Origin of the sequence: Erwinia sp. HR93, assembly GCF_034555055.1 — a bacterium.
In the GTDB taxonomy this organism is placed as follows: Bacteria; Pseudomonadota; Gammaproteobacteria; order Enterobacterales; family Enterobacteriaceae; genus Apirhabdus; species Apirhabdus apintestini.
The window spans coordinates 2,988,125-3,006,823 of sequence record NZ_JAXUDP010000001.1; the positions used below are offsets into that span (position 1 = coordinate 2,988,125).

Below are 18,699 nucleotides of genomic sequence, written 5' to 3' on the forward strand. Positions count from 1 at the left end.
GATTAATGAAGGTTTATGCCGATTATTTGAGATAGTCACCATACGCTGCTCAAACTGCTCAAACTGCCCAAACTGCCCAAACTGCCCAAACTGCCCAAACTGCCCAAACTGCCCAAACTGCCCAAACTACCCAAACTACCATTTCATGAGAAAGGTTAGCCCGGTTAGCGCATTTGCGTACCCCTCCAGCAGAGCAGCGAGCCTGCGACAACCAGGCACACGCCTTGCCAGAAGGCAAAGCCGGGCGTTAATTGTAACCATAAGCTGGAGGCCAGTGCAGACAGCACCGGAGTAAAGTAAGAGGCGGTGGCCAGAAGCGTCATATTGCCTTGCTGGATGCCATGATTCCAGGCGGAGTAGGCCAGAGCAGTTGATAGCCCCATAAACAGTAACTGTAAGGTAGAGGTGAAGGTAAAAGCCGGGTGCGGAATGTTTGGCGCTTGCCAAAGCACTGCGCACCACAGTGTAAGCGCGGTCAGACAGAAAAAGAGCGAGACGGCGTTTTGCCCTTTGGCCCAGCGGCGGGTCAAATTACAGTAGAGGGCCCAAACTATGGCGGCACAGAGCGCCAAAAGATAGGCGACAGGGTTATCCTGCACGTTTTGCCACAGACCGGATAAAGAAAATCCGTTGTCGCCGCCCAGTACGCGCAGAACCCCGGCCAGCGCCAGTAATAACCCGGGCCAAAGCAACCATGAATAGCGCTGGGCGTTAATCCAGAGCGCCATTACTACCGTCAGACTTGGCCAAAGATAATTAATCATGCCAAGTTCTAGCGACTGAGATCGGCTATGAGCCAGGCCTATTGCTAATGCCAGTGCGGTTTCGTAGCTAATAAACAGCGCGCCGCCGATAATAAGGTAGCGGCGGGAGAATGCACGCAGCCTCGGCAGGCCGCGGCTCAAGCAAAGAAAGAGGGCGCTGGTACTATACACTAATGCGGCGCTGAGTAGTGGACCGAAGTGCTCAGCGAGGCTGCGCAGCAGGCCGACCGATGTGCTCCAGAGTAATATGGCGATAATGCCCGTCAGCGTGGCGCGCGCGGATGCGGCTGTATTCATTACCGTTTACCAAAGGGTGCCACGGTCAGACTTTCCAGAAGTCATCAAAAACGGTAATGGGAGGGCGGCGCTTATGTTCTGTTTTCCGATACCAGTTTTCAATGACGCCGCTGGTCGCTGCGTCCAGAGATTTACCTTCCAGATAATCATCTATCGCCGTATAGCTGACGCCAAGCGCCGCTTCGTCAGGAAGGGCGGGGCGATCGTCTTCCAGGTCTGCCGTAGGTGCCTTATTGTAGAGATGCTCCGGGCATCCGAGCTGCTCCAGTAATTGTTTCCCCTGACGCTTATTTAAACGATACAGCGGGTTGATGTCCGTGCCACCGTCGCCATATTTAGTGAAGAAACCGGTAAGCGCCTCGGCGGCGTGATCGGTGCCAACCACAACGCCATGCGTCATGCCGGCAATGCTGTACTGGACCTTCATTCGTTCACGCGCTTTTTCATTGCCGCGCACGAAATCACTCATTATTACACCAGCTTCGCGCAGCGACTCTTCGCTGGCCAGCACCGCGGGTTTAATATTAACGCTGAGCACGCGGTCGGGTTGAATGAAGGCGATGGCGTCCTGGCAGTCTTGCTCATCCGCCTGCACGCCAAACGGCAGGCGCACGGCAATAAACTGATAGTCGGCATTGCCGGTTTCTGTACGCAGCTCCGCGATGGCCTGTTGGCATAATTTCCCCGCAAGCGTGGAGTCCTGGCCTCCGCTAATGCCTAATACCAGCGTTTTTAAGAATGGATAGCGCTGTAAATATTGCTTTAAAAAATCGACGCTGCGGCGAATCTCTTGCTGAGCGTTGATAACCGGCTGTACGCCTAATGCCTGAATTATTTCGCGCTGAAGGGACATGCATGTCTCCATATGATTCGGGTGCCCGCAATGGGCGGATAACAATGGGTTTTAAAGTACCCTGGGCTGCGGAAAACAACAAGTTGCACCCTGTGTCTGTGGGTAATGAAAATAGAAATAACACCGTTCGCTGATTTTTATTTTTCTGCTCCACGCCCGGGATTTTTAGCGGAACTATCGCCAAATATATACCCTATATACTGAATACTGGCAGCGGATATCAGCATATAAGCGTTGTTAACAGCTTGAAAAAACCTGAATTATATTCCAGGCTATAAGCGATCGCTGAGATAACATGAGGATAAAAAATGAATAAGTTCGCAGGAGTGATGGCTACAGCGGCAGTACTGACTATGCTGGCAGGATGTACCGCATATGATCGTACCAAAGATCAATTTACCCAGCCTGTAGTGAAAGATGTGAAAAAAGGTATGACGCGTGAGCAAGTGCGCCAGATTGCCGGTCAACCTTCCTCTGAAGTATCGATGGTTCATGCGCGTGGTACCTGCCAGACCTATATTCTGGGGCAGCGTGGCCAGAAAATTGAGACCTATTTTGTCGCGCTGGATGATACCGGCCACGTAGTAAATTCAGGTTATCAAACCTGTGCGGAATACGATACTGACCCGCAAACTCCGCAAAAGAAAGTATTTTGATGAAATATGATTACCAGTGACAGAGAGTCAAAATAGTCGCTGCTATAATAATTCCCGCTTTATTGAAAAATAAGGCGGGAATGTAGATAAGTGGGGTTTAGGTTATATTCTTTCAGAGGTGCTTTTCAATATGCTCAGTGAGTTACTGGTGTAATTTTCCCTATCTTGCATAGATAAATGATTTTCGCCAGCCAATATGCCAGTTATTATCTGCGCAGACTTATTTAATAAACGTCTGTATTTCCCATCGTTTATTTCTTCAATGCCCTAATTAAGCGCATGGCCGATCGTGAAGATTTTTATCACCGCGGTTTAGCACGTTTTCCAGTAATCCATAAACCCCTGCTTACCCCAAAGCCAGGATGTTTGTAGTTCACGGTTAATGCTCTCTACAATAGGTTTGATGTCTTCATAATTCTGACGTAATAGCACCCATGATTTGCTTTTCGGGCTATAGATTGATGAGTTGAATCCCCATTGCTCCATAAGTAAACTCATGCTTTTATTCGTATGCACGGCAGTGTGTACGGGAATGTCGAGATAAAACCAATTGGGATCCTGCGGAACCTCTTCAACTATCACCGTGTGAACGAAAAGCGCGCCGCTGTGAGCAATAAGTTCGTTAACGGCATCCAGATCTCTGCGGGTAAGTATATGTTCAAACATAGCGGAGTTGATTACCAGCGACCACGATCCCGCTTTGAGGTCATCAATATAGTGTTGTTCTAGGCTTTTAATGTATTTGTCGTAACATTTAATTTCACGACCATAATATTTTTTTAGTATATGGCTGAGTCTGCCATAACCAGAGGCATAATCGAGAATGGCGCTATCATCAATAAGATTATTTCGCGCCAGCAGCTCAATCATAAATGCCTGCTCGACAAATGGGGGTTGATTAAAACCCAGGTTTTTACGATCGTTATTTTCATTATCATGATGAAAATCGCTGTTTATTTCTCCCCATTGCGCTGCGGTCAGGTTTTGATGGGTTTTTGAAATTACAAATCCACAGCAAGGACAGCGGTGAAATTCTACCGGAACCAGTTCGCGGGTGAGTTCTTCCGCATTGGGAATGTTGTATCGTTCCTTATTAAAATAAGGCATTGTTTTAGTATTACAAATAATACATTCGTCGTTTTTCATCAGCTTTATGGATGCCGTATCGGTTTATGTCACCGTAAAGGGTAGCGAACCCGTTGGGATAACTATCGATTGAATATCTCTCTATTTTCGGGTGTTGTTTCCTGATAGCGCAATCAGGCAAAGCAATGTCCCGCTTAACACCCAGAGCTCGCTTGGTGCATATGGAAATCTGGACGATTTGCTCGTGGTACCCGGCCCTCAGCGCTACACGCGCTGTGCATATGTGCATTACGCCATTATTTTGTGGGAATAGAGATCAGATTTTATAGCAACGGAAGCGCGACGGAGTCCCGGAGATTCCGGTATTATAAGCAGAGCGTTAACCTGCTGGGGATTGATATTATTTATGAAAACATTGCGACAGCGCAACCGGGATATCGTTACCTACACGCCGCGCGTAGAGCCGGCACCGCCGGAGCATGCCCGCCGGCTGGATGAGTTCCGTGATGTATGGGCGCTGCGCGGAAAGTTTGTCGCCTTTGTGTTGCTGGATAACCGGTTTTGCCGTTCTCCACGCTTTGATGTTCCCCAGGCCGCTCAGCGCTGGGCCGATCAGGTGCGGCAGGACGCTGAGATTTAACGTAAACACGATGCCGCCCGATATCACGCCAGGTAACCGTAATTAACATCGGCTTTTGCATTAGGCCGTATCAGGTATTATTCCGATATTGTTGAACGGAACAGCGCCAATAATGGATAATTTTCCAGTCTGTGCTAATAAGCTGCTCCGGAAATAATAAGAATCCACTTTCATGGCTTCGGTAGCCTGAAGTCGGGTTGGCTACCGAGAGTGTGGCTATTTAACATGAAAATTTTCTTTATTAAGATTAACAAAAAGTTAGATTAACCCGCATCGGGATAATCGATTCATTAGGACCTGGCGCGAACGAATGGTTTCCCGCGCACAGATGCGTGGCTTTCCGGAATATGAATATTATGATGGAGATGGGCAGGAAGACACGCCGTTTTAGCGCGTTTTAAATCAAAACTATTCAGCGGGCTAGATTCTATAGTGTGCTCTGTTCACGGGCACAATTTTAGACAGTAAAAAAACGGGCATATTCGTGCCCGTTTTTACCTAACCCGCCGTTAACGATGGGCGAGTTCAACTTCATCGTTACTGTGAAGCCGCTCTTTATCAGTCTGGCGTAATAACTGGCTGGTGATGGTCCCTGCGGTCATCGCGCCGTTGACATTAAGCGCGGTGCGACCCATATCTATTAGCGGTTCAACGGAGATCAGCAGCGCGACAAGCGTCACCGGTAGCCCCATTGCGGGTAACACAATCAGCGCGGCAAAGGTCGCTCCGCCGCCGACGCCGGCAACGCCGGCAGAACTAACGGTGACGATGCCAACCAGCGTTGCTATCCATACGGGATCTAATGGGTTAATACCTACCGTTGGAGCTACCATCACGGCCAGCATGGCAGGATAAAGCCCTGCACAGCCGTTTTGCCCGATAGTTGCGCCAAATGAAGAAGAAAAACTGGCGATTGATTCAGGCACGCCCAGACGTTGGGTTTGCGCCTCGACATTTAATGGAATGCTGGCGGCGCTGGAGCGGCTGGTAAACGCAAAGGTCAGCACAGGCCATACCTTACGGAAATAATGAGTTGGGTTTACACCAACCAGCGATAATAGCAGCGCATGCACGGCGAACATAATGGCAAGCCCAAGGTAAGACGCAACCACAAAGCCGCCGAGTTTGATAATTTCATGTAGGTTAGATTCAGCAACTACCTTAGTCATTAACGCCAGCACGCCATACGGCGTAAGCTGCATGACGAGCCGCACCAATTTCATTACCCAGCTTTGCAGAGTATCAATAGCCAGCAGAACGCGTTCACCTTTGGCGACGTCGTCTTTGAGTAACTTCAGCGCGGCGACGCCTAAAAAGGCTGCGAAGATGACAACGCTAATAATGGACGTCGGGCTGCCGCCGGTTAAGTCAGCGAACGGATTTTTAGGAATGAAAGAAAGAATTAGCTGTGGCACCGTTAAGTCCGCTACTTTACCGACATACTGTGTCTGTAAGGTGTTAAGACGCGCACTCTCAGCGCCGCCCTGTACCAGCCCTTCAGCGGTTAGGCCAAAAAGATTGGTTACCAGTACGCCTACCAGCGCCGCAATCAGCGTAGTAAATAGTAGTGTGCCAATGGTGAGAACGCTGATTTTACCCAGCGAAGATGCATTATGCAGGCGAGCTACTGCGCTCAGAATGCAGGCGAATACCAGCGGCATGACAATCATCTGTAAAAGTTGTACATAGCCGTTGCCAACGATATCAAACCAAGTAACTGATGTTTTAAGCGTACTATTACCGGCCCCATAAATAAGCTGTAACGCCAGGCCAAATACGACGCCAAAACCAAGCCCGACTAACACTTTTTTAGCCAGACTCCATTGGCGGCGATGCATCCGTGCCAGGACCAACAGCAGGATAGCGAATACCACGACATTCGCGATTAATGGAAAATTCATCCCCGACACTCCCGATTACTTTGTTGTACAGGCCTGATTCAAACGACCTTTATATGTGACAAGCTTAACAGAATTGGTATATGCCAACTTATATTCAAAAGGAATGCTTTATTCCATTTTGGATTAAGGCGGCGGTCAAAAAGAGTGCGTATCAATCAAATGGGTAAAGCGCACCTGTAGCTGAGCAATCGCCAGCGTTGACCAGTGGATGACTCCCTTTTCTGAAAGCGAGGCGGGCATCCAGAGAGCAAATGCCAGTAACGCAGCGCTAATGCAACGTTCAATCAAATTTCCACCGCGCGGGGCAATGACGGGCAGGCGAAAGCGCCAGCGACAGGGCCACAGTAACGGTACGCCTGCGGGCGTAAGCATGTCGGCGGCAATATGGCTGAGATAGCCCAGGACTAACCCCTGAAGCGCATCCGCGGGCAGTAGCCAGCTATCAGGAACTTTAAGGTAGCACAGGGTCAGTGCGGCAAAGACCGCGAGTAGGCTATGGGTAAATCCCCGGTGGCCGAACGCGCGCGCTATTGGATGAGAGAGCCACGGAATGCGCTGCCCTAAAAATGATTTCGGATGATCGATATCCGGAAGCAGGCAGGAAAGTACCGCTGCTGACAGAATATGCCACCAGTCTCCGCGGGCCAATATGGGGGTTAGTGCCGCGTTTTTAGCAAATACCGCACTGGATATTGCAAAGAGTAGATGACCTTCCGCCGTCATGATTTAACCTGCTTACTGGTAATATATCCAGTATAAGATAATCGGCGGCGGGAATAAAGAGTGTGACAATGTCACGTTAAGATTTTAGGGAGAAATTTTAGGTGGCAGGGGGGGAATGGCGACAAATTGCGCTGCCGCCAAAGTATTTACGCAGTGGGTTGCATATGCCAGGCGCGTAGTTCGGTCAGGCTGTGCAGTTTTTCATCTGCCAGCGCCCAGCGCGCGTCGTTTCGGTTTTCAATCGCAGGCACAACAATTGAGCGCATCCGGGCGGCCTTGGTCGCTATCATGCCGTTAACTGAATCCTCAAAAGTGACGCAACGCAGGGGATCGACGCCAAGCTGGGCCGCCGCGTTTAAATAGACCTGAGGATGAGGTTTACTGCACGGAAGGTGTTCTGCCGAAGCAAGAGTATCGAAGCTGTCGCGCAAATTAAAAAGCGTGAGTACTTTTTCCAGCATATGCAGCGGAGAGGCCGATGCTAGGCCTATTTTCATTCCCTGCGCCTGGCATAGCGCAATAGCCTCTTTAACGCCGGGAAGCAGCGGTCGCTCTTCTTCAACCAGCGCGATAGCGCGTGCAATAATGCGCTGGGTTGCCTGTGCGCATGAAACCCTTTGCCAGGGTTGCTGAGAAAACCATAGATCAACGACCAAATCGATGCGCAGCCCCAGCGTATCCGGTAACTCATTGCGGCGGGTAATATCGACGCCCAGACTGGCCATGACTTCCAGCTCTGCGCGATCCCAAAGGGGTTCGGAATCGATAAGTAGCCCGTCCATGTCAAAGATTGCCGCGGTGACGACCTGTTGCTGACCTGCCATTCTTACTCCTGCTGTGCCTGTAAAAAGAAGCCATTATCAATAGCCTGGATTAAGCGTATATGCCAGCCTTTTGGCGGGCGAAACGCAAAAACCAGGCGAAAAATACAGGGAGAAGGTAGACTTAACGCTTTATAGCGCGTCAGTAGCAAAAGGGGAGAATATGACGTACCAACAAGCGGGACGCATTGCCATTATTAAACGAATTGCAGGGTGGGTGATTTTTATACCGGCGCTGATATCGACATTGGTTTCGCTACTGAAATTTATGTATCAACACAGTGAAAAGAAACCGGGTATTGATGCGGTATTAATGGATTTTGCGCATGTGATGATTGAAATGGTGAAATTTAACACGCCTTTTTTAAATGTTTTTTGGCAGCATTCGCTGCAGCCAGAGTTTCACCATGGCCTGAATCTGCTTTTTTGGGTGATTTATATCCTTATTTTTGTTGGGCTGGCGCTGCAGGCCAGCGGAGCGCGTATGTCGCGCCAGGTTCGGTTTCTGCGGGAAGGGGTGGCCGACCAACTTATTCTTGAACAGGCGAAGGGGGCCGAGGGGCTCACCCGCGAACAGCTCATCGCGCGTATAGCGGTTCCGCGCCACACTATTTTGGTTCAATTTTTTCCACTTTATATCTTGCCGATTGTATTAATTATTTTGGGCTATTTCTTTTTTAGTTTGCTGGGTTTTCTGTGAATTAACGTGGGGCGCCGCATGGCGCCCACGATGTATTTATATCGCTGAAATAAAATTCAGATAGTTGATACCCGTAATATTATGCAGCCTGAATGAATGGTATAGCCACGCCATAGCCGCAAATTATAGCGGCTGTGAATCCACAGGAAGCGATACGTATCTTCCGGCCTGGGCACTGCAAGCGCAGAATTTAAGTGCCCAGGGCGTATATAGGGTTATCATACGCCTCTACTTTTTCATCAATGGCCGTCAGGTTGATAGCACCTTATCCAGAGTTTGCTGGGCAATAAGCAAATGGTCGCCGCCAAACAGTGTTGCCCGGTTTAAAAGTGTGTAGAGGCGATAAATCGACTGCCGGGAGAGGTAACCGGCGGGGAGAGGCGAGACGGTTTGATATCCATTATAAATTTGAGAAGATAACGCTTCGTGTAGCGGTAACATTGCTAAATCACACTCACGGTCGCCCCAGTAGCAGGCCGGATCGAATATAAACGGGCCTTTTGGCCCGAGTGCGCAGTTTCCTGACCACAAATCCCCATGCAACAACGAGGGCTGAGGCTGGTGTCCGCTCAGGCGCTGTTGGATCTCTTCAACAATCGCGTCAATATCACCATAGGTAAGCCCTTTTTCCGCGGCCAGTTCGAGTTGCCAGCCGATACGCTGTTCGGCAAAAAAGGCTGCCCAGCGCCGCTGCCAGCCGTTTGGCTGCGGTACGGTTGCAATATGATTATCAAAATCCAGCCCAAATTGCGGTTGTTCGCTCCACTGATGCAATTGGGCAAGTTGCTGACCAAATAAGAAAGCATTGGGTGCATCCAGCGGGCGCGGGGGGAAATAGTCGAGAAGCAAAAAACTGGCGTCTCGGGCGCTTCCCGTGCCCAGTACGCCAGGCACGCATACGCTCGCGCTGCGTGCTAACAGCGCAAGCTGATCCGCTTCCTCGGTAAAGCATGAAAGCATCTCTCGATCATCGCTCTTTATAAAGATAGGCCGGCCTGCAAAAGTGATTTTCCACGCGGCATGGATTTCTCCGCCGGGCAGCGCAACGCGCTGTGTGATTTGACCGTCGCCGAACTGTTCACATAACAGGTTATGAATTGTCTGCCACATCGCGATTGCTCCAGCGGAAATCAAGTAATCATCAGCTTAACGTGAAAGTTCGCCGTAAGGCTACGCGTTAGCTCACAACCTTAGATAGCGATTCCCTCTGCAGGCTGCTGCTATTGAGTATGGATGCCAGTATCATCCGGGAGGAAGAGATTGGTGGGTCATATAGAGCGAACTATCCTGCAAATATGGAGTAAACGATAACGCGCATCATTATATAGGCAGCCGCTCCCTGGTAATGCCCCTGGGTTATGCGGCAGTATATCTGTGATTAGCAATTATTTATCCCGAGGTTAAGCACCTAGCCAACGAGACTATTATTACTGTCGCTATTTTAAAGTTATTATAGGGGATGAGTATTTGTATTTTTTCGTAGCGTGAGGGATAAGTTGTGGAGTTGTAGTTGAATAACGTTTTCATTCCAGCAGGATGGATATAATGAAATGCTCTGTCTTAATTGATTATGTTTCATCTATTTTTAATCTGAGTAAGACTCTATGGAACTCATAGATTGTTAATGACATAAGGCGGCAGGAGAATTGATTTCTGACTGAGCGTTTTGTTGCGGATACTTTCTGGTTGGTATGTTTATAATGGGCTTCAATTTAACTGAGCGATTTTTCGCCAATACCATTAAAATATTTTCATGAGTGCGTTATTAAGGCAACTGAAGGAATGTGATGCTTTTATAAGATAAAAATAGTAGGAAGATGGTTTTTTATAAAAAATGATTGTGTTTCGGGCTATGCATGCGGTTAATTTCTGGTGGGTAAATTTGTTTTAACTATCTATGGAGTGAGTATGCGTTTGACTACACAATATTTGTCTGTCTGTACGGCCGTTAGTTTATTTTTGCTTTCATCGGGTACATTTGCTCAGCGTACAGATAGTGCGCCAGCGACGGTCGAGAAACTTCTTGAAACGGAGTCATCATGGGATGGCACATTATATAAAACCTATCCGGATGGCACCCCGCAACTGTCGGTGTTGAAAATTACAATACCACCTAACTCAAGTCTTAGTTGGCATCAGCATGCCATTCCCAATGCGGCCTATGTGCAAAATGGAACGCTTACCGTTGAAAAAAAGGCAACGGGTGAGAGAAAAACATTACAGTCTGGTGAAGTGCTTCCTGAAATGGTTGACAGCGCTCACCGTGGCTACAGCGGAGCATCAGGGGCTACACTGATAGTGTTTTATGCGGGCAAGAAGGGAATTCCTTTGTCCACACCGGCCAACTAGCATTAAATATTGGACAATATTTATAAATCGTTAAATGAGCGTTGGGGATTAAAAGCGGGTTCTCCCGGCGCTTTTGACAAGTGAGTTTAATGCAATACGTTTTCAGGCCTGACGCACACGAAAATTTAGAGTATTAACGGTGATTAAATTGCCTACGGGTTTAAACTCTGCTTTAATTGGCTTTCTGCGGACGACTATTATTTTTTATTACTTCATCGAAGTATCGCTATGTTGTTTGAAGTGGAATTTATGGATGCTGGAGTAATTAAAATATCGGCTGTAGAAAGGGAGTGAATAGAACAAGGCTGGTATTCCTCAGGATAAAGGCTGTGGTAAGATTAGCTCACCATTTGGTAACTTGCTATAGATGGTTTTTTAACTCTATGTCTGACATGATTAATATTTTCAGAGGGGCTATTTTATTTAGCGTGAAGTTTGTATTTAAGCACAATGATTGTCGACATTCGGTCACCGGAGCGTAGCGACTGGAATAATAAAGTTGGTTCTATAACTACGTATTGGTGAAATTCACGAGTTAATTTCTTGAGCGAGTGTGACGTTAAGCGATATATAATTCACTGTGAAGTAAATAGTGGGATATGACTGGAAAGAGATTCATTATAATTTTCAGGCTATGCTCGGAATTATATCAGGTTTTGTCAGCGCGACAGCGTGACCGTATTGTGGTAAAGTGCTCCGATGCCTGTGCTATTAGAGCGCGCAGGTAAGGACTTTGCGTTCTTTTGTTTGCACTCGCAATAGTTGGTGAGGTAACAAGAGAACGGTATAGATGAATTTACATTTTTGTATGTGAGCTTGCGTGTGGCTCACCACTGCAAATAAGGATTTATGAATGCCAGTTATTACTCTTCCTGACGGTAGCCAGCGTACTTATGATAAAGCTGTTAGCCCTATGGACATTGCGACAGATATTGGTCCTGGCCTTGGAAAAGCCTGCATTGCCGGGCGCGTGAACGGCGATTTGGTCGATGCCTGCGATTTAATTGAGCAGGATGCAAATCTTGCCATTATTACTGCAAAAGACGACGAAGGGCTGGAGATTATTCGCCACTCTTGCGCTCATTTGTTAGGTCACGCCATCAAGCAGCTGTGGCCGGATACCAAAATGGCAATCGGCCCGGTAATCGATAACGGTTTTTACTATGACGTAGATATCGAGCATACGTTGACGCAGGAAGATCTTGACCGACTCGAAAAACGGATGCACGAGCTGGCCGAGAAAAATTACGATGTTATAAAGAAAAAAGTGAGCTGGGATGAAGCACGTGCAACTTTTGCCGCACGTGGAGAAATCTATAAAGTTGCCATCCTGGATGAAAATATTAGCCATGATGATAAGCCCGGGCTATATCACCACGAAGAATATATCGACATGTGCCGCGGGCCTCATGTGCCGAATATGCGTTTCTGCCACCATTTTAAATTAATGAAAACGGCGGGGGCTTACTGGCGCGGCGACAGCAACAATAAAATGCTGCAGCGTATTTATGGCACTGCGTGGGCGGATAAAAAACAGTTAAAAGCGTATCTACAGCGCCTGGAAGAGGCGTCAAAGCGTGATCATCGTAAGATTGGTAAGCAGTTAGATCTTTACCACATGCAGGAAGAAGCGCCGGGAATGGTCTTTTGGCACAATGACGGCTGGACTATCTTTCGTGAGCTAGAAACCTTTGTGCGCACTAAACTGAAAGAGTATCAATATCAGGAAGTTAAAGGTCCATTTATGATGGATCGCGTGCTGTGGGAAAAAACCGGTCACTGGGATAATTATAAAGACGCGATGTTTACTACGTCTTCCGAAAACCGGGAATATTGCATCAAACCGATGAACTGCCCGGGCCACGTACAAATTTTTAATCAGGGGTTAAAATCTTATCGGGATCTTCCTTTGCGTATGGCGGAGTTTGGCAGTTGCCATCGTAATGAGCCTTCTGGCGCTTTGCACGGGCTGATGCGCGTGCGCGGGTTCACTCAGGATGATGCGCATATTTTCTGTACCGAAGATCAGGTTCGCGATGAAGTCAATAGCTGCATCCGTATGGTCTATGATATGTATAGCACCTTCGGATTTGAAAAAATCGTCGTGAAGTTATCAACCCGACCGGAAAAGCGCATTGGCTCTGACGAAATGTGGGATCGTGCGGAAACCGACCTTGCTGCGGCTCTGAAAGAAAACGAGATTCCCTTTGAATATCAACCCGGTGAGGGCGCATTCTATGGGCCTAAAATTGAGTTTACGCTCCACGATTGCTTAGACAGAGCATGGCAATGTGGTACCGTACAGCTTGATTTCTCGCTTCCGGCGCGCCTGAGTGCGTCCTATGTCGGTGAAAATAATGAACGTCAGGTGCCGGTGATGATTCACCGTGCTATTCTGGGGTCCATGGAACGCTTTATTGGTATTTTGACCGAAGAGTTCGCCGGGTTCTTCCCAACGTGGCTTGCTCCGGTGCAGGCGGTGGTAATGAATATTACCGACTCGCAGTCTGAATATGTCCAGGAACTGGTGCGTAAATTGCAGGCTGCAGGCATCCGCGTAAAAGCGGACTTGAGAAACGAGAAGATTGGCTTTAAAATCCGCGAGCATACTTTACGTCGTGTCCCTTATATGCTGGTTTGCGGTGACAAAGAAGTCGAAGCTGGCAAAGTGGCGGTACGTACTCGCCGTGGTAAAGACCTTGGCAGTATGGACGTTAACGACGTTATTGAAAAACTGCTGCAAGAGATTAGAAGCCGCAGTCTTCATCAACTGGAGGAATAAGGTATTAAAGGCGGAAAACGAGTTCAAACCGCGCGTCCTAATCGCATTAACGGCGAAATCCGCGCTCAAGAGGTTCGCTTAACAGGTATAGATGGCGAGCAAATTGGTATTGTCAGCCTGAGAGAAGCTCTTGAAAAGGCTGAGGAAGCCGGTGTCGATTTAGTCGAGATCAGCCCCAATGCCGAGCCGCCCGTATGCCGTATTATGGATTACGGCAAGTTCCTCTATGAAAAGAGCAAATCTTCTAAAGAACAGAAGAAAAAGCAAAAAGTTATCCAGGTTAAGGAAATTAAATTCCGTCCTGGTACCGACGAAGGCGACTATCAGGTAAAACTCCGCAGCCTGATTCGCTTTCTCGAAGAAGGCGATAAGGCCAAAATCACCCTGCGTTTTCGCGGGCGTGAAATGGCCCACCAACAGATCGGTATGGAGGTGCTTAACCGCGTCAAAGACGATCTGAGTGAACTGGCGGTAGTCGAATCGTTCCCATCGAGGATCGAAGGTCGCCAGATGATCATGGTGCTCGCTCCTAAGAAGAAATAACGGGCCTTCAAGTAGCGTATCCCGAAGCTTTACGTTTTAACGCGTAAGCTTCGGGCGTTCGCCCGTATTTCGTTTATTAACAATGCGAAGTGGAAGTATTAAACATGCCAAAAATTAAGACCGTACGCGGTGCTGCTAAGCGCTTCAAAAAAACCGGTAAAGGTGGCTTTAAGCATAAGCACGCTAACCTGCGTCACATTCTGACTAAGAAAGCAACTAAACGTAAACGTCACCTGCGCCCGAAAGCAATGGTTTCTAAAGGCGATTTGGGTCTGGTCATTGCGTGCCTGCCGTACGCATAACACTGCGTTTTTCACTTTTTTAGCCTCTGTTTTACGCTATCGCGGGTTTTGTTCAGTGCACATCGGTTTATCCGTAACTGATAAGCGCGCTTTCGCGTAAGGGAGAGGAAACAGAATAGATACAGGAGAGAGTAAATGGCTCGCGTAAAACGTGGTGTGATTGCACGTGCTCGTCATAAGAAAATTTTGAAACAAGCTAAAGGTTACTACGGCGCGCGTTCTCGCGTGTACCGCGTTGCCTTTCAGGCTGTTATCAAAGCAGGTCAGTATGCTTACCGTGACCGTCGTCAGCGTAAGCGTCAGTTCCGTCAGTTATGGATTGCACGTATCAACGCCGCTGCTCGCCAGAATGGCTTGTCTTACAGCAAATTCATCAATGGCCTGAAAAAAGCCTCTGTTGAAATTGATCGTAAGATTTTGGCCGACATCGCCGTATTCGACAAAGTGGCTTTTACAGCGCTGGTTGAAAAAGCGAAAGCAGCGCTGGCATAAGTCAGGTTTAAGAGGGAGCGTGCTCCCTCTTTTGCTTTTGCACCTGTCACCAGATATCGTCAGAACAGCAAGTTATTCCGGCACGTTTTTAAACCTCGCGGTCATCAGGCTAACGGTGGAGTGCAGAATAGATATTGAGTTACCTGGGCGCATATTCGTTGACTTTTCCAGTTTAACTCGTTCAATATAAACAATAAATTTTACAGCAATAAGGTAACCGCAAGCATGAATGCTGCTATTTTCCGCTTCTTTTTTTACTTTCGCACCTGATTCGGGGGCTTTCTGCGTAAGAAAAGAAACGGAAAATACGCTAAAGGCCTCCTTTTAGGAGGCCTTTTTTTATCGTAAATCGTTTGCCTTCAGACCATGACGCTGGCGTATGCGCTGGCATAAGAGGAACATCATGTCACAACTCGCAGAGCTGGTTGCCCGCGCAACGGCAGCCATAAACGAGTCCCAGGATGCCGCGGCGTTAGATAACGTTCGCGTTGAATACTTGGGCAAAAAAGGGCACCTGACCCTCCAGATGACCACACTGCGCGAGCTGCCGCCAGAAGAGCGTCCGGCGGCAGGGGCGGTTATTAATCAGGCAAAAGAAGCCGTTCAGCAGGCGCTAAATGCGCGTAAAGAAATGCTGGAAAATGCGGCATTAAATGCGCGTCTCGCGGCTGAAACGCTGGATGTCTCTCTGCCTGGCCGACGTATCGAAAATGGCGGCTTACATCCGGTTACACGAACGATCGACCGCATTGAAACTTTTTTTGGCGAGTTAGGATTTACCGTGGCGACGGGGCCGGAAATTGAAGATGACTATCATAATTTTGATGCGCTGAATATTCCCGGGCACCATCCGGCCCGTGCTGACCATGATACCTTTTGGTTTGATGCGAAGCGCTTATTGCGCACCCAGACTTCTGGCGTGCAAATCCGCACTATGGCAGGTAACCAGCCTCCGATCCGTATTATTGCACCCGGCCGCGTATACCGAAACGATTACGACCAGACTCATACCCCAATGTTCCACCAGATGGAAGGATTGATAGTCGATACCAATATCAATTTCACTAACCTGAAGGGGACTTTACACGACTTCCTGCGCAACTTTTTCGAAGAAGATCTCCAGGTGCGTTTCCGCCCATCCTATTTCCCCTTTACAGAGCCCTCCGCCGAAGTGGATGTTATGGGGAAAAATGGGAAATGGCTGGAAGTGCTTGGCTGCGGCATGGTGCATCCTAATGTTTTGCGTAATGTCGGCATCGATCCGGAAATCTATTCCGGTTTTGCCTTCGGAATGGGTATGGAGCGCTTTACCATGCTGCGCTATGGCGTCACGGATTTACGCGCCTTCTTCGAAAATGATTTACGTTTCCTCAAACAGTTTAAATAAGGGCAGGTTACTCCAATGAAATTCAGTGAACTGTGGTTACGCGAATGGGTAAATCCGGCCATAAATAGCGATGAACTTGCCGGGCAAATCACGATGTCAGGTCTTGAGGTGGACGGCGTTGAACCGGTAGCGGGCAGCTTCCACGGCGTATTTGTCGGTGAAGTTGTTGAGTGCGCACAGCACCCCAATGCAGACAAGCTGCGGGTAACGAAAGTTGATACTGGCGGTGAGCGGCTGCTTGATATCGTTTGCGGTGCACCAAACTGCCGTAAGGGCCTTAAAGTCGCGGTGGCGACTGCCGGCGCAGTGCTTCCGGGCGATTTTAAAATTAAGGCAGCTAAACTACGCGGTGAACCCTCTGAAGGCATGCTGTGCTCATTTTCAGAACTCGGCATTACTGACGATCATAGCGGGATTATTGAGTTGCCCTGCGATGCACCGGTTGGAGTCGATATCCGCAACTATCTGAAACTTGATGATAACGCGCTTGAAATCAGCGTGACACCAAACCGGGCAGACTGCTTAGGGATAATCGGCGTCGCACGCGATGTTGCCGTCCTCAACCAGTTGCCCCTGACTGAACCAGAAATCATCGCTGTGCCAGCGACGATTGACGATATAGTGCCTATTCGCGTTGATGCCCCCAATGCCTGCCCGCGCTATCTTGGTCGAGTAATAAAAGGGATTAATATTGCTGCACCTACACCATTATGGATGAAAGAAAAACTGCGTCGCTGCGGTATTCGTTCTATCGATGCTGTGGTTGATGTGACGAATTATGTCTTACTGGAGCTGGGGCAGCCAATGCATGCATTTGATCTCGACCGTATTGACGGCGAAATTATTGTACGCATGGCCAAAAATGGTGAAACGCTGACGCTGCTGGATGGCAATGAAGCTAAATTGATGGATGACACATTAGTCATCGCCGATAGCCAGCGGGCGCTTGCGATGGGCGGTATTTTTGGCGGCGAATACTCTGGTGTCAGCGCAGCGACGCAAAATATTCTGCTAGAGTGCGCTTTCTTCAACCCGCTGGCGATTACTGGCCGCGCGCGCCGTCACGGTTTGCATACTGATGCATCCCATCGCTATGAGCGCGGCGTAGATCCGGCCCTGCAATATAAAGCCATGGAGCGCGCAACGCATCTGTTGGTAGATATTTGTGGAGGCCTGGCCGGCCCCATTATTGACGCCACCAGTAAAGCCGATTTACCCGTCCCTGCGAACATCGTTTTACGTCGCAGCAAGCTCGACAAACTGCTTGGCCATGAAATACCTGATGCACAGGTAATGGATATCTTGCAGCGTCTTGGATTTACCGTTACTGAAGGGAATAAGGAATGGCAGACCGTAGCTCCCTCCTGGCGCTTCGATATGGCTATCGAAGAAGATTTGGTGGAAGAGGTCGCCCGGATTTACGGTTACGATAACATTCCAAACCGGCCGGTGCAGGCTGCGTTGGTTATGGGCGATCACCTTGAGGCGCGTCTTTCCCTGAAGCGTATAAAAAGCATGTTAGTGGATAAAGGCTATCAGGAAGTTATCACCTACAGCTTTGTTGATCCGAAAGTTCAACGTTTACTGCACCCACAGGAAGAAGCATTACTATTGCCCAACCCAATATCCAGCGAGATGTCGGCTATGCGCCTATCGCTGTGGGCGGGGCTGCTAGGGACGACGGTCTATAATCAAAATCGTCAGCAGGGAAGAGTTCGTTTGTTTGAAAGCGGGCTACGCTTTATTCCGGATGCGAACGCTGAGATGGGAATTCGGCAGGAACCCGTTCTTAGCGGCGTTATATGCGGCAACCGCTACGAAGAGCATTGGGATCTTGCGAAAAATAGCGTCGATTTCTATGACCTCAAGGGGGATTTGGAATCCGTGCTAGAGTTAACGGGAGAATTATCTGAAATTGAATTTCGCGTACAGTCTAATCCTGCCTTACATCCAGGACAAAGCGCCGCGCTTTATCTGGACGATAAATGCATAGGTTTCATGGGCGTTGTGCATCCAGAGCTGGAGCGTAAGCTGGGGCTGAATGGCCGCACGCTGGTGTTTGAGCTGCTTCAGGAACCGCTTACGATGCGCCGGATCCCAGAGGCGCAGGAGATTTCCCGGTTCCCTGCGAACCGCCGTGATATCGCCGTTCTGGTAGCTGAAAATGTGCCTGCGGTGGATATTTTAAATGAATGTAAGAAAGTTGGCGCAAATCAGATAGTTGGCGTAAACTTATTCGATGTGTACCGCGGTAAGGGTGTAGCGGAGGGCTATAAGAGCCTGGCTATTAGCCTAATCCTTCAGGATACCAGCCGTACACTGGAAGAAGAGGAGATTGCCGCCACCGTTGCTAAATGCGTTGCGGCATTAAAAGAACGATTCCAGGCATCATTGAGGGATTGA

Annotated in this window: 18 protein-coding genes and 1 other annotated feature; of the genes, 11 read left to right on the plus strand and 7 right to left on the minus strand. The window is 48.6% G+C overall.

Going from position 1 to position 18,699, the window contains the following annotated elements; all coding sequences use genetic code 11:
* Window positions 1-164: 164 nt before the first annotated feature.
* Window positions 165-1,061 carry an aromatic amino acid DMT transporter YddG gene (gene yddG / locus SFA31_RS14000; protein ID WP_322838529.1) on the minus strand — a complete coding sequence of 299 codons (897 nt, stop codon included), beginning with the start codon at window positions 1,059-1,061 and terminating at the stop codon, window positions 165-167.
* A gap of 25 nt (window positions 1,062-1,086) precedes the next feature.
* A complete protein-coding gene (gene nadE, locus SFA31_RS14005; protein WP_322838530.1) occupies window positions 1,087-1,914 on the minus strand; it encodes an ammonia-dependent NAD(+) synthetase in 828 nt (275 codons plus the stop codon).
* A 308-nt stretch (window positions 1,915-2,222) separates the two neighbouring features.
* Here nadE and osmE point away from each other — a divergent pair, with 308 nt between their 5' ends.
* On the plus strand, window positions 2,223-2,570 hold the full coding sequence (gene osmE, locus SFA31_RS14010; protein ID WP_322838531.1) for an osmotically-inducible lipoprotein OsmE: 348 nt from the start codon (window positions 2,223-2,225) through the stop codon (window positions 2,568-2,570).
* 312 nt (window positions 2,571-2,882) lie between these two features.
* Here osmE and SFA31_RS14015 read toward each other — a convergent pair whose 3' ends face one another.
* A complete protein-coding gene (locus SFA31_RS14015; protein ID WP_322838532.1) occupies window positions 2,883-3,716 on the minus strand; it encodes a methyltransferase domain-containing protein in 834 nt (277 codons plus the stop codon).
* A gap of 346 nt (window positions 3,717-4,062) precedes the next feature.
* Between SFA31_RS14015 and cedA the strand changes: the two genes are divergently transcribed.
* Window positions 4,063-4,296, plus strand: coding sequence for a cell division activator CedA (gene cedA, locus SFA31_RS14020; RefSeq protein ID WP_322838533.1), 234 nt, complete (start codon window positions 4,063-4,065; stop codon window positions 4,294-4,296).
* A gap of 509 nt (window positions 4,297-4,805) precedes the next feature.
* Here cedA and SFA31_RS14025 read toward each other — a convergent pair.
* The 3 genes from SFA31_RS14025 to hxpB form a co-directional block, all read right to left on the minus strand.
* A complete protein-coding gene (locus tag SFA31_RS14025; RefSeq protein WP_322838534.1) occupies window positions 4,806-6,197 on the minus strand; it encodes an L-cystine transporter in 1,392 nt (463 codons plus the stop codon).
* 135 nt (window positions 6,198-6,332) lie between these two features.
* A complete protein-coding gene (locus tag SFA31_RS14030; RefSeq protein WP_322838535.1) occupies window positions 6,333-6,920 on the minus strand; it encodes a metal-dependent hydrolase in 588 nt (195 codons plus the stop codon).
* Between the two features lie 146 nt (window positions 6,921-7,066).
* Window positions 7,067-7,744 (minus strand): hexitol phosphatase HxpB, encoded by a 678-nt coding sequence (gene hxpB, locus SFA31_RS14035; protein WP_322838536.1) that lies wholly within the window; start codon window positions 7,742-7,744, stop codon window positions 7,067-7,069.
* 160 nt (window positions 7,745-7,904) lie between these two features.
* On the opposite strand from hxpB, the gene SFA31_RS14040 reads away from it, so the two are divergent.
* The gene (locus SFA31_RS14040; protein ID WP_322838537.1) at window positions 7,905-8,441 is read left to right on the plus strand and encodes a YniB family protein; all 537 of its coding nucleotides are present in this window, start codon (window positions 7,905-7,907) and stop codon (window positions 8,439-8,441) included.
* Between the two features lie 249 nt (window positions 8,442-8,690).
* On the opposite strand, the gene SFA31_RS14045 is transcribed toward SFA31_RS14040, so the two are convergent.
* Window positions 8,691-9,551: a fructosamine kinase family protein gene (locus SFA31_RS14045; RefSeq protein ID WP_322838538.1), complete on the minus strand. Its 861-nt coding sequence runs from the start codon at window positions 9,549-9,551 to the stop codon at window positions 8,691-8,693.
* A 798-nt stretch (window positions 9,552-10,349) separates the two neighbouring features.
* Between SFA31_RS14045 and SFA31_RS14050 the strand changes: the two genes are divergently transcribed.
* The 8 genes from SFA31_RS14050 to pheT all read left to right on the plus strand — a co-directional run bounded on the left by SFA31_RS14050 (window position 10,350) and on the right by pheT (window position 18,699).
* On the plus strand, window positions 10,350-10,790 hold the full coding sequence (locus SFA31_RS14050) for a cupin domain-containing protein (RefSeq protein ID WP_322838539.1): 441 nt from the start codon (window positions 10,350-10,352) through the stop codon (window positions 10,788-10,790).
* An 853-nt stretch (window positions 10,791-11,643) separates the two neighbouring features.
* Window positions 11,644-13,572 (plus strand): threonine--tRNA ligase, encoded by a 1,929-nt coding sequence (gene thrS / locus SFA31_RS14055; RefSeq protein ID WP_322838540.1) that lies wholly within the window; start codon window positions 11,644-11,646, stop codon window positions 13,570-13,572.
* A gap of 3 nt (window positions 13,573-13,575) precedes the next feature.
* A complete protein-coding gene (gene infC, locus SFA31_RS14060) occupies window positions 13,576-14,115 on the plus strand; it encodes a translation initiation factor IF-3 (protein ID WP_322839377.1) in 540 nt (179 codons plus the stop codon).
* 104 nt (window positions 14,116-14,219) lie between these two features.
* A complete protein-coding gene (rpmI, locus tag SFA31_RS14065) occupies window positions 14,220-14,417 on the plus strand; it encodes a 50S ribosomal protein L35 (protein WP_001124225.1) in 198 nt (65 codons plus the stop codon).
* Window positions 14,418-14,552: 135 nt separating this feature from the next.
* On the plus strand, window positions 14,553-14,909 hold the full coding sequence (rplT, locus tag SFA31_RS14070) for a 50S ribosomal protein L20 (RefSeq protein ID WP_017372915.1): 357 nt from the start codon (window positions 14,553-14,555) through the stop codon (window positions 14,907-14,909).
* Window positions 14,910-15,129: 220 nt separating this feature from the next.
* Window positions 15,130-15,251 (plus strand) — a sequence feature (Phe leader region).
* Entirely contained in the window at window positions 15,135-15,179 is a 45-nt protein-coding gene (gene pheM, locus SFA31_RS14075; protein WP_322839378.1) for a pheST operon leader peptide PheM, read from the plus strand. (Overlaps the previous feature by 45 nt.)
* A 61-nt stretch (window positions 15,252-15,312) precedes the next feature.
* Window positions 15,313-16,296, plus strand: coding sequence for a phenylalanine--tRNA ligase subunit alpha (pheS, locus tag SFA31_RS14080; RefSeq protein ID WP_322838541.1), 984 nt, complete (start codon window positions 15,313-15,315; stop codon window positions 16,294-16,296).
* Between the two features lie 15 nt (window positions 16,297-16,311).
* On the plus strand, window positions 16,312-18,699 hold the full coding sequence (pheT, locus tag SFA31_RS14085) for a phenylalanine--tRNA ligase subunit beta (protein ID WP_322838542.1): 2,388 nt from the start codon (window positions 16,312-16,314) through the stop codon (window positions 18,697-18,699).

Bases quoted from the DNA above. Each gene is read 5' to 3' on its own strand.
- yddG (WP_322838529.1), bottom strand. From the start codon at position 1,061: ATGAATACAGCCGCATCCGCGCGCGCCACGCTGACGGGCATTATCGCC.
- nadE (WP_322838530.1), bottom strand. From the start codon at position 1,914: ATGTCCCTTCAGCGCGAAATAATTCAGGCATTAGGCGTACAGCCGGTT.
- osmE (WP_322838531.1), top strand. From the start codon at position 2,223: ATGAATAAGTTCGCAGGAGTGATGGCTACAGCGGCAGTACTGACTATG.
- SFA31_RS14015 (WP_322838532.1), bottom strand. From the start codon at position 3,716: ATGAAAAACGACGAATGTATTATTTGTAATACTAAAACAATGCCTTAT.
- cedA (WP_322838533.1), top strand. From the start codon at position 4,063: ATGAAAACATTGCGACAGCGCAACCGGGATATCGTTACCTACACGCCG.
- SFA31_RS14025 (WP_322838534.1), bottom strand. From the start codon at position 6,197: ATGAATTTTCCATTAATCGCGAATGTCGTGGTATTCGCTATCCTGCTG.
- SFA31_RS14030 (WP_322838535.1), bottom strand. From the start codon at position 6,920: ATGACGGCGGAAGGTCATCTACTCTTTGCAATATCCAGTGCGGTATTT.
- hxpB (WP_322838536.1), bottom strand. From the start codon at position 7,744: ATGGCAGGTCAGCAACAGGTCGTCACCGCGGCAATCTTTGACATGGAC.
- SFA31_RS14040 (WP_322838537.1), top strand. From the start codon at position 7,905: ATGACGTACCAACAAGCGGGACGCATTGCCATTATTAAACGAATTGCA.
- SFA31_RS14045 (WP_322838538.1), bottom strand. From the start codon at position 9,551: ATGTGGCAGACAATTCATAACCTGTTATGTGAACAGTTCGGCGACGGT.
- SFA31_RS14050 (WP_322838539.1), top strand. From the start codon at position 10,350: ATGCGTTTGACTACACAATATTTGTCTGTCTGTACGGCCGTTAGTTTA.
- thrS (WP_322838540.1), top strand. From the start codon at position 11,644: ATGCCAGTTATTACTCTTCCTGACGGTAGCCAGCGTACTTATGATAAA.
- rpmI (WP_001124225.1), top strand. From the start codon at position 14,220: ATGCCAAAAATTAAGACCGTACGCGGTGCTGCTAAGCGCTTCAAAAAA.
- rplT (WP_017372915.1), top strand. From the start codon at position 14,553: ATGGCTCGCGTAAAACGTGGTGTGATTGCACGTGCTCGTCATAAGAAA.
- pheS (WP_322838541.1), top strand. From the start codon at position 15,313: ATGTCACAACTCGCAGAGCTGGTTGCCCGCGCAACGGCAGCCATAAAC.
- pheT (WP_322838542.1), top strand. From the start codon at position 16,312: ATGAAATTCAGTGAACTGTGGTTACGCGAATGGGTAAATCCGGCCATA.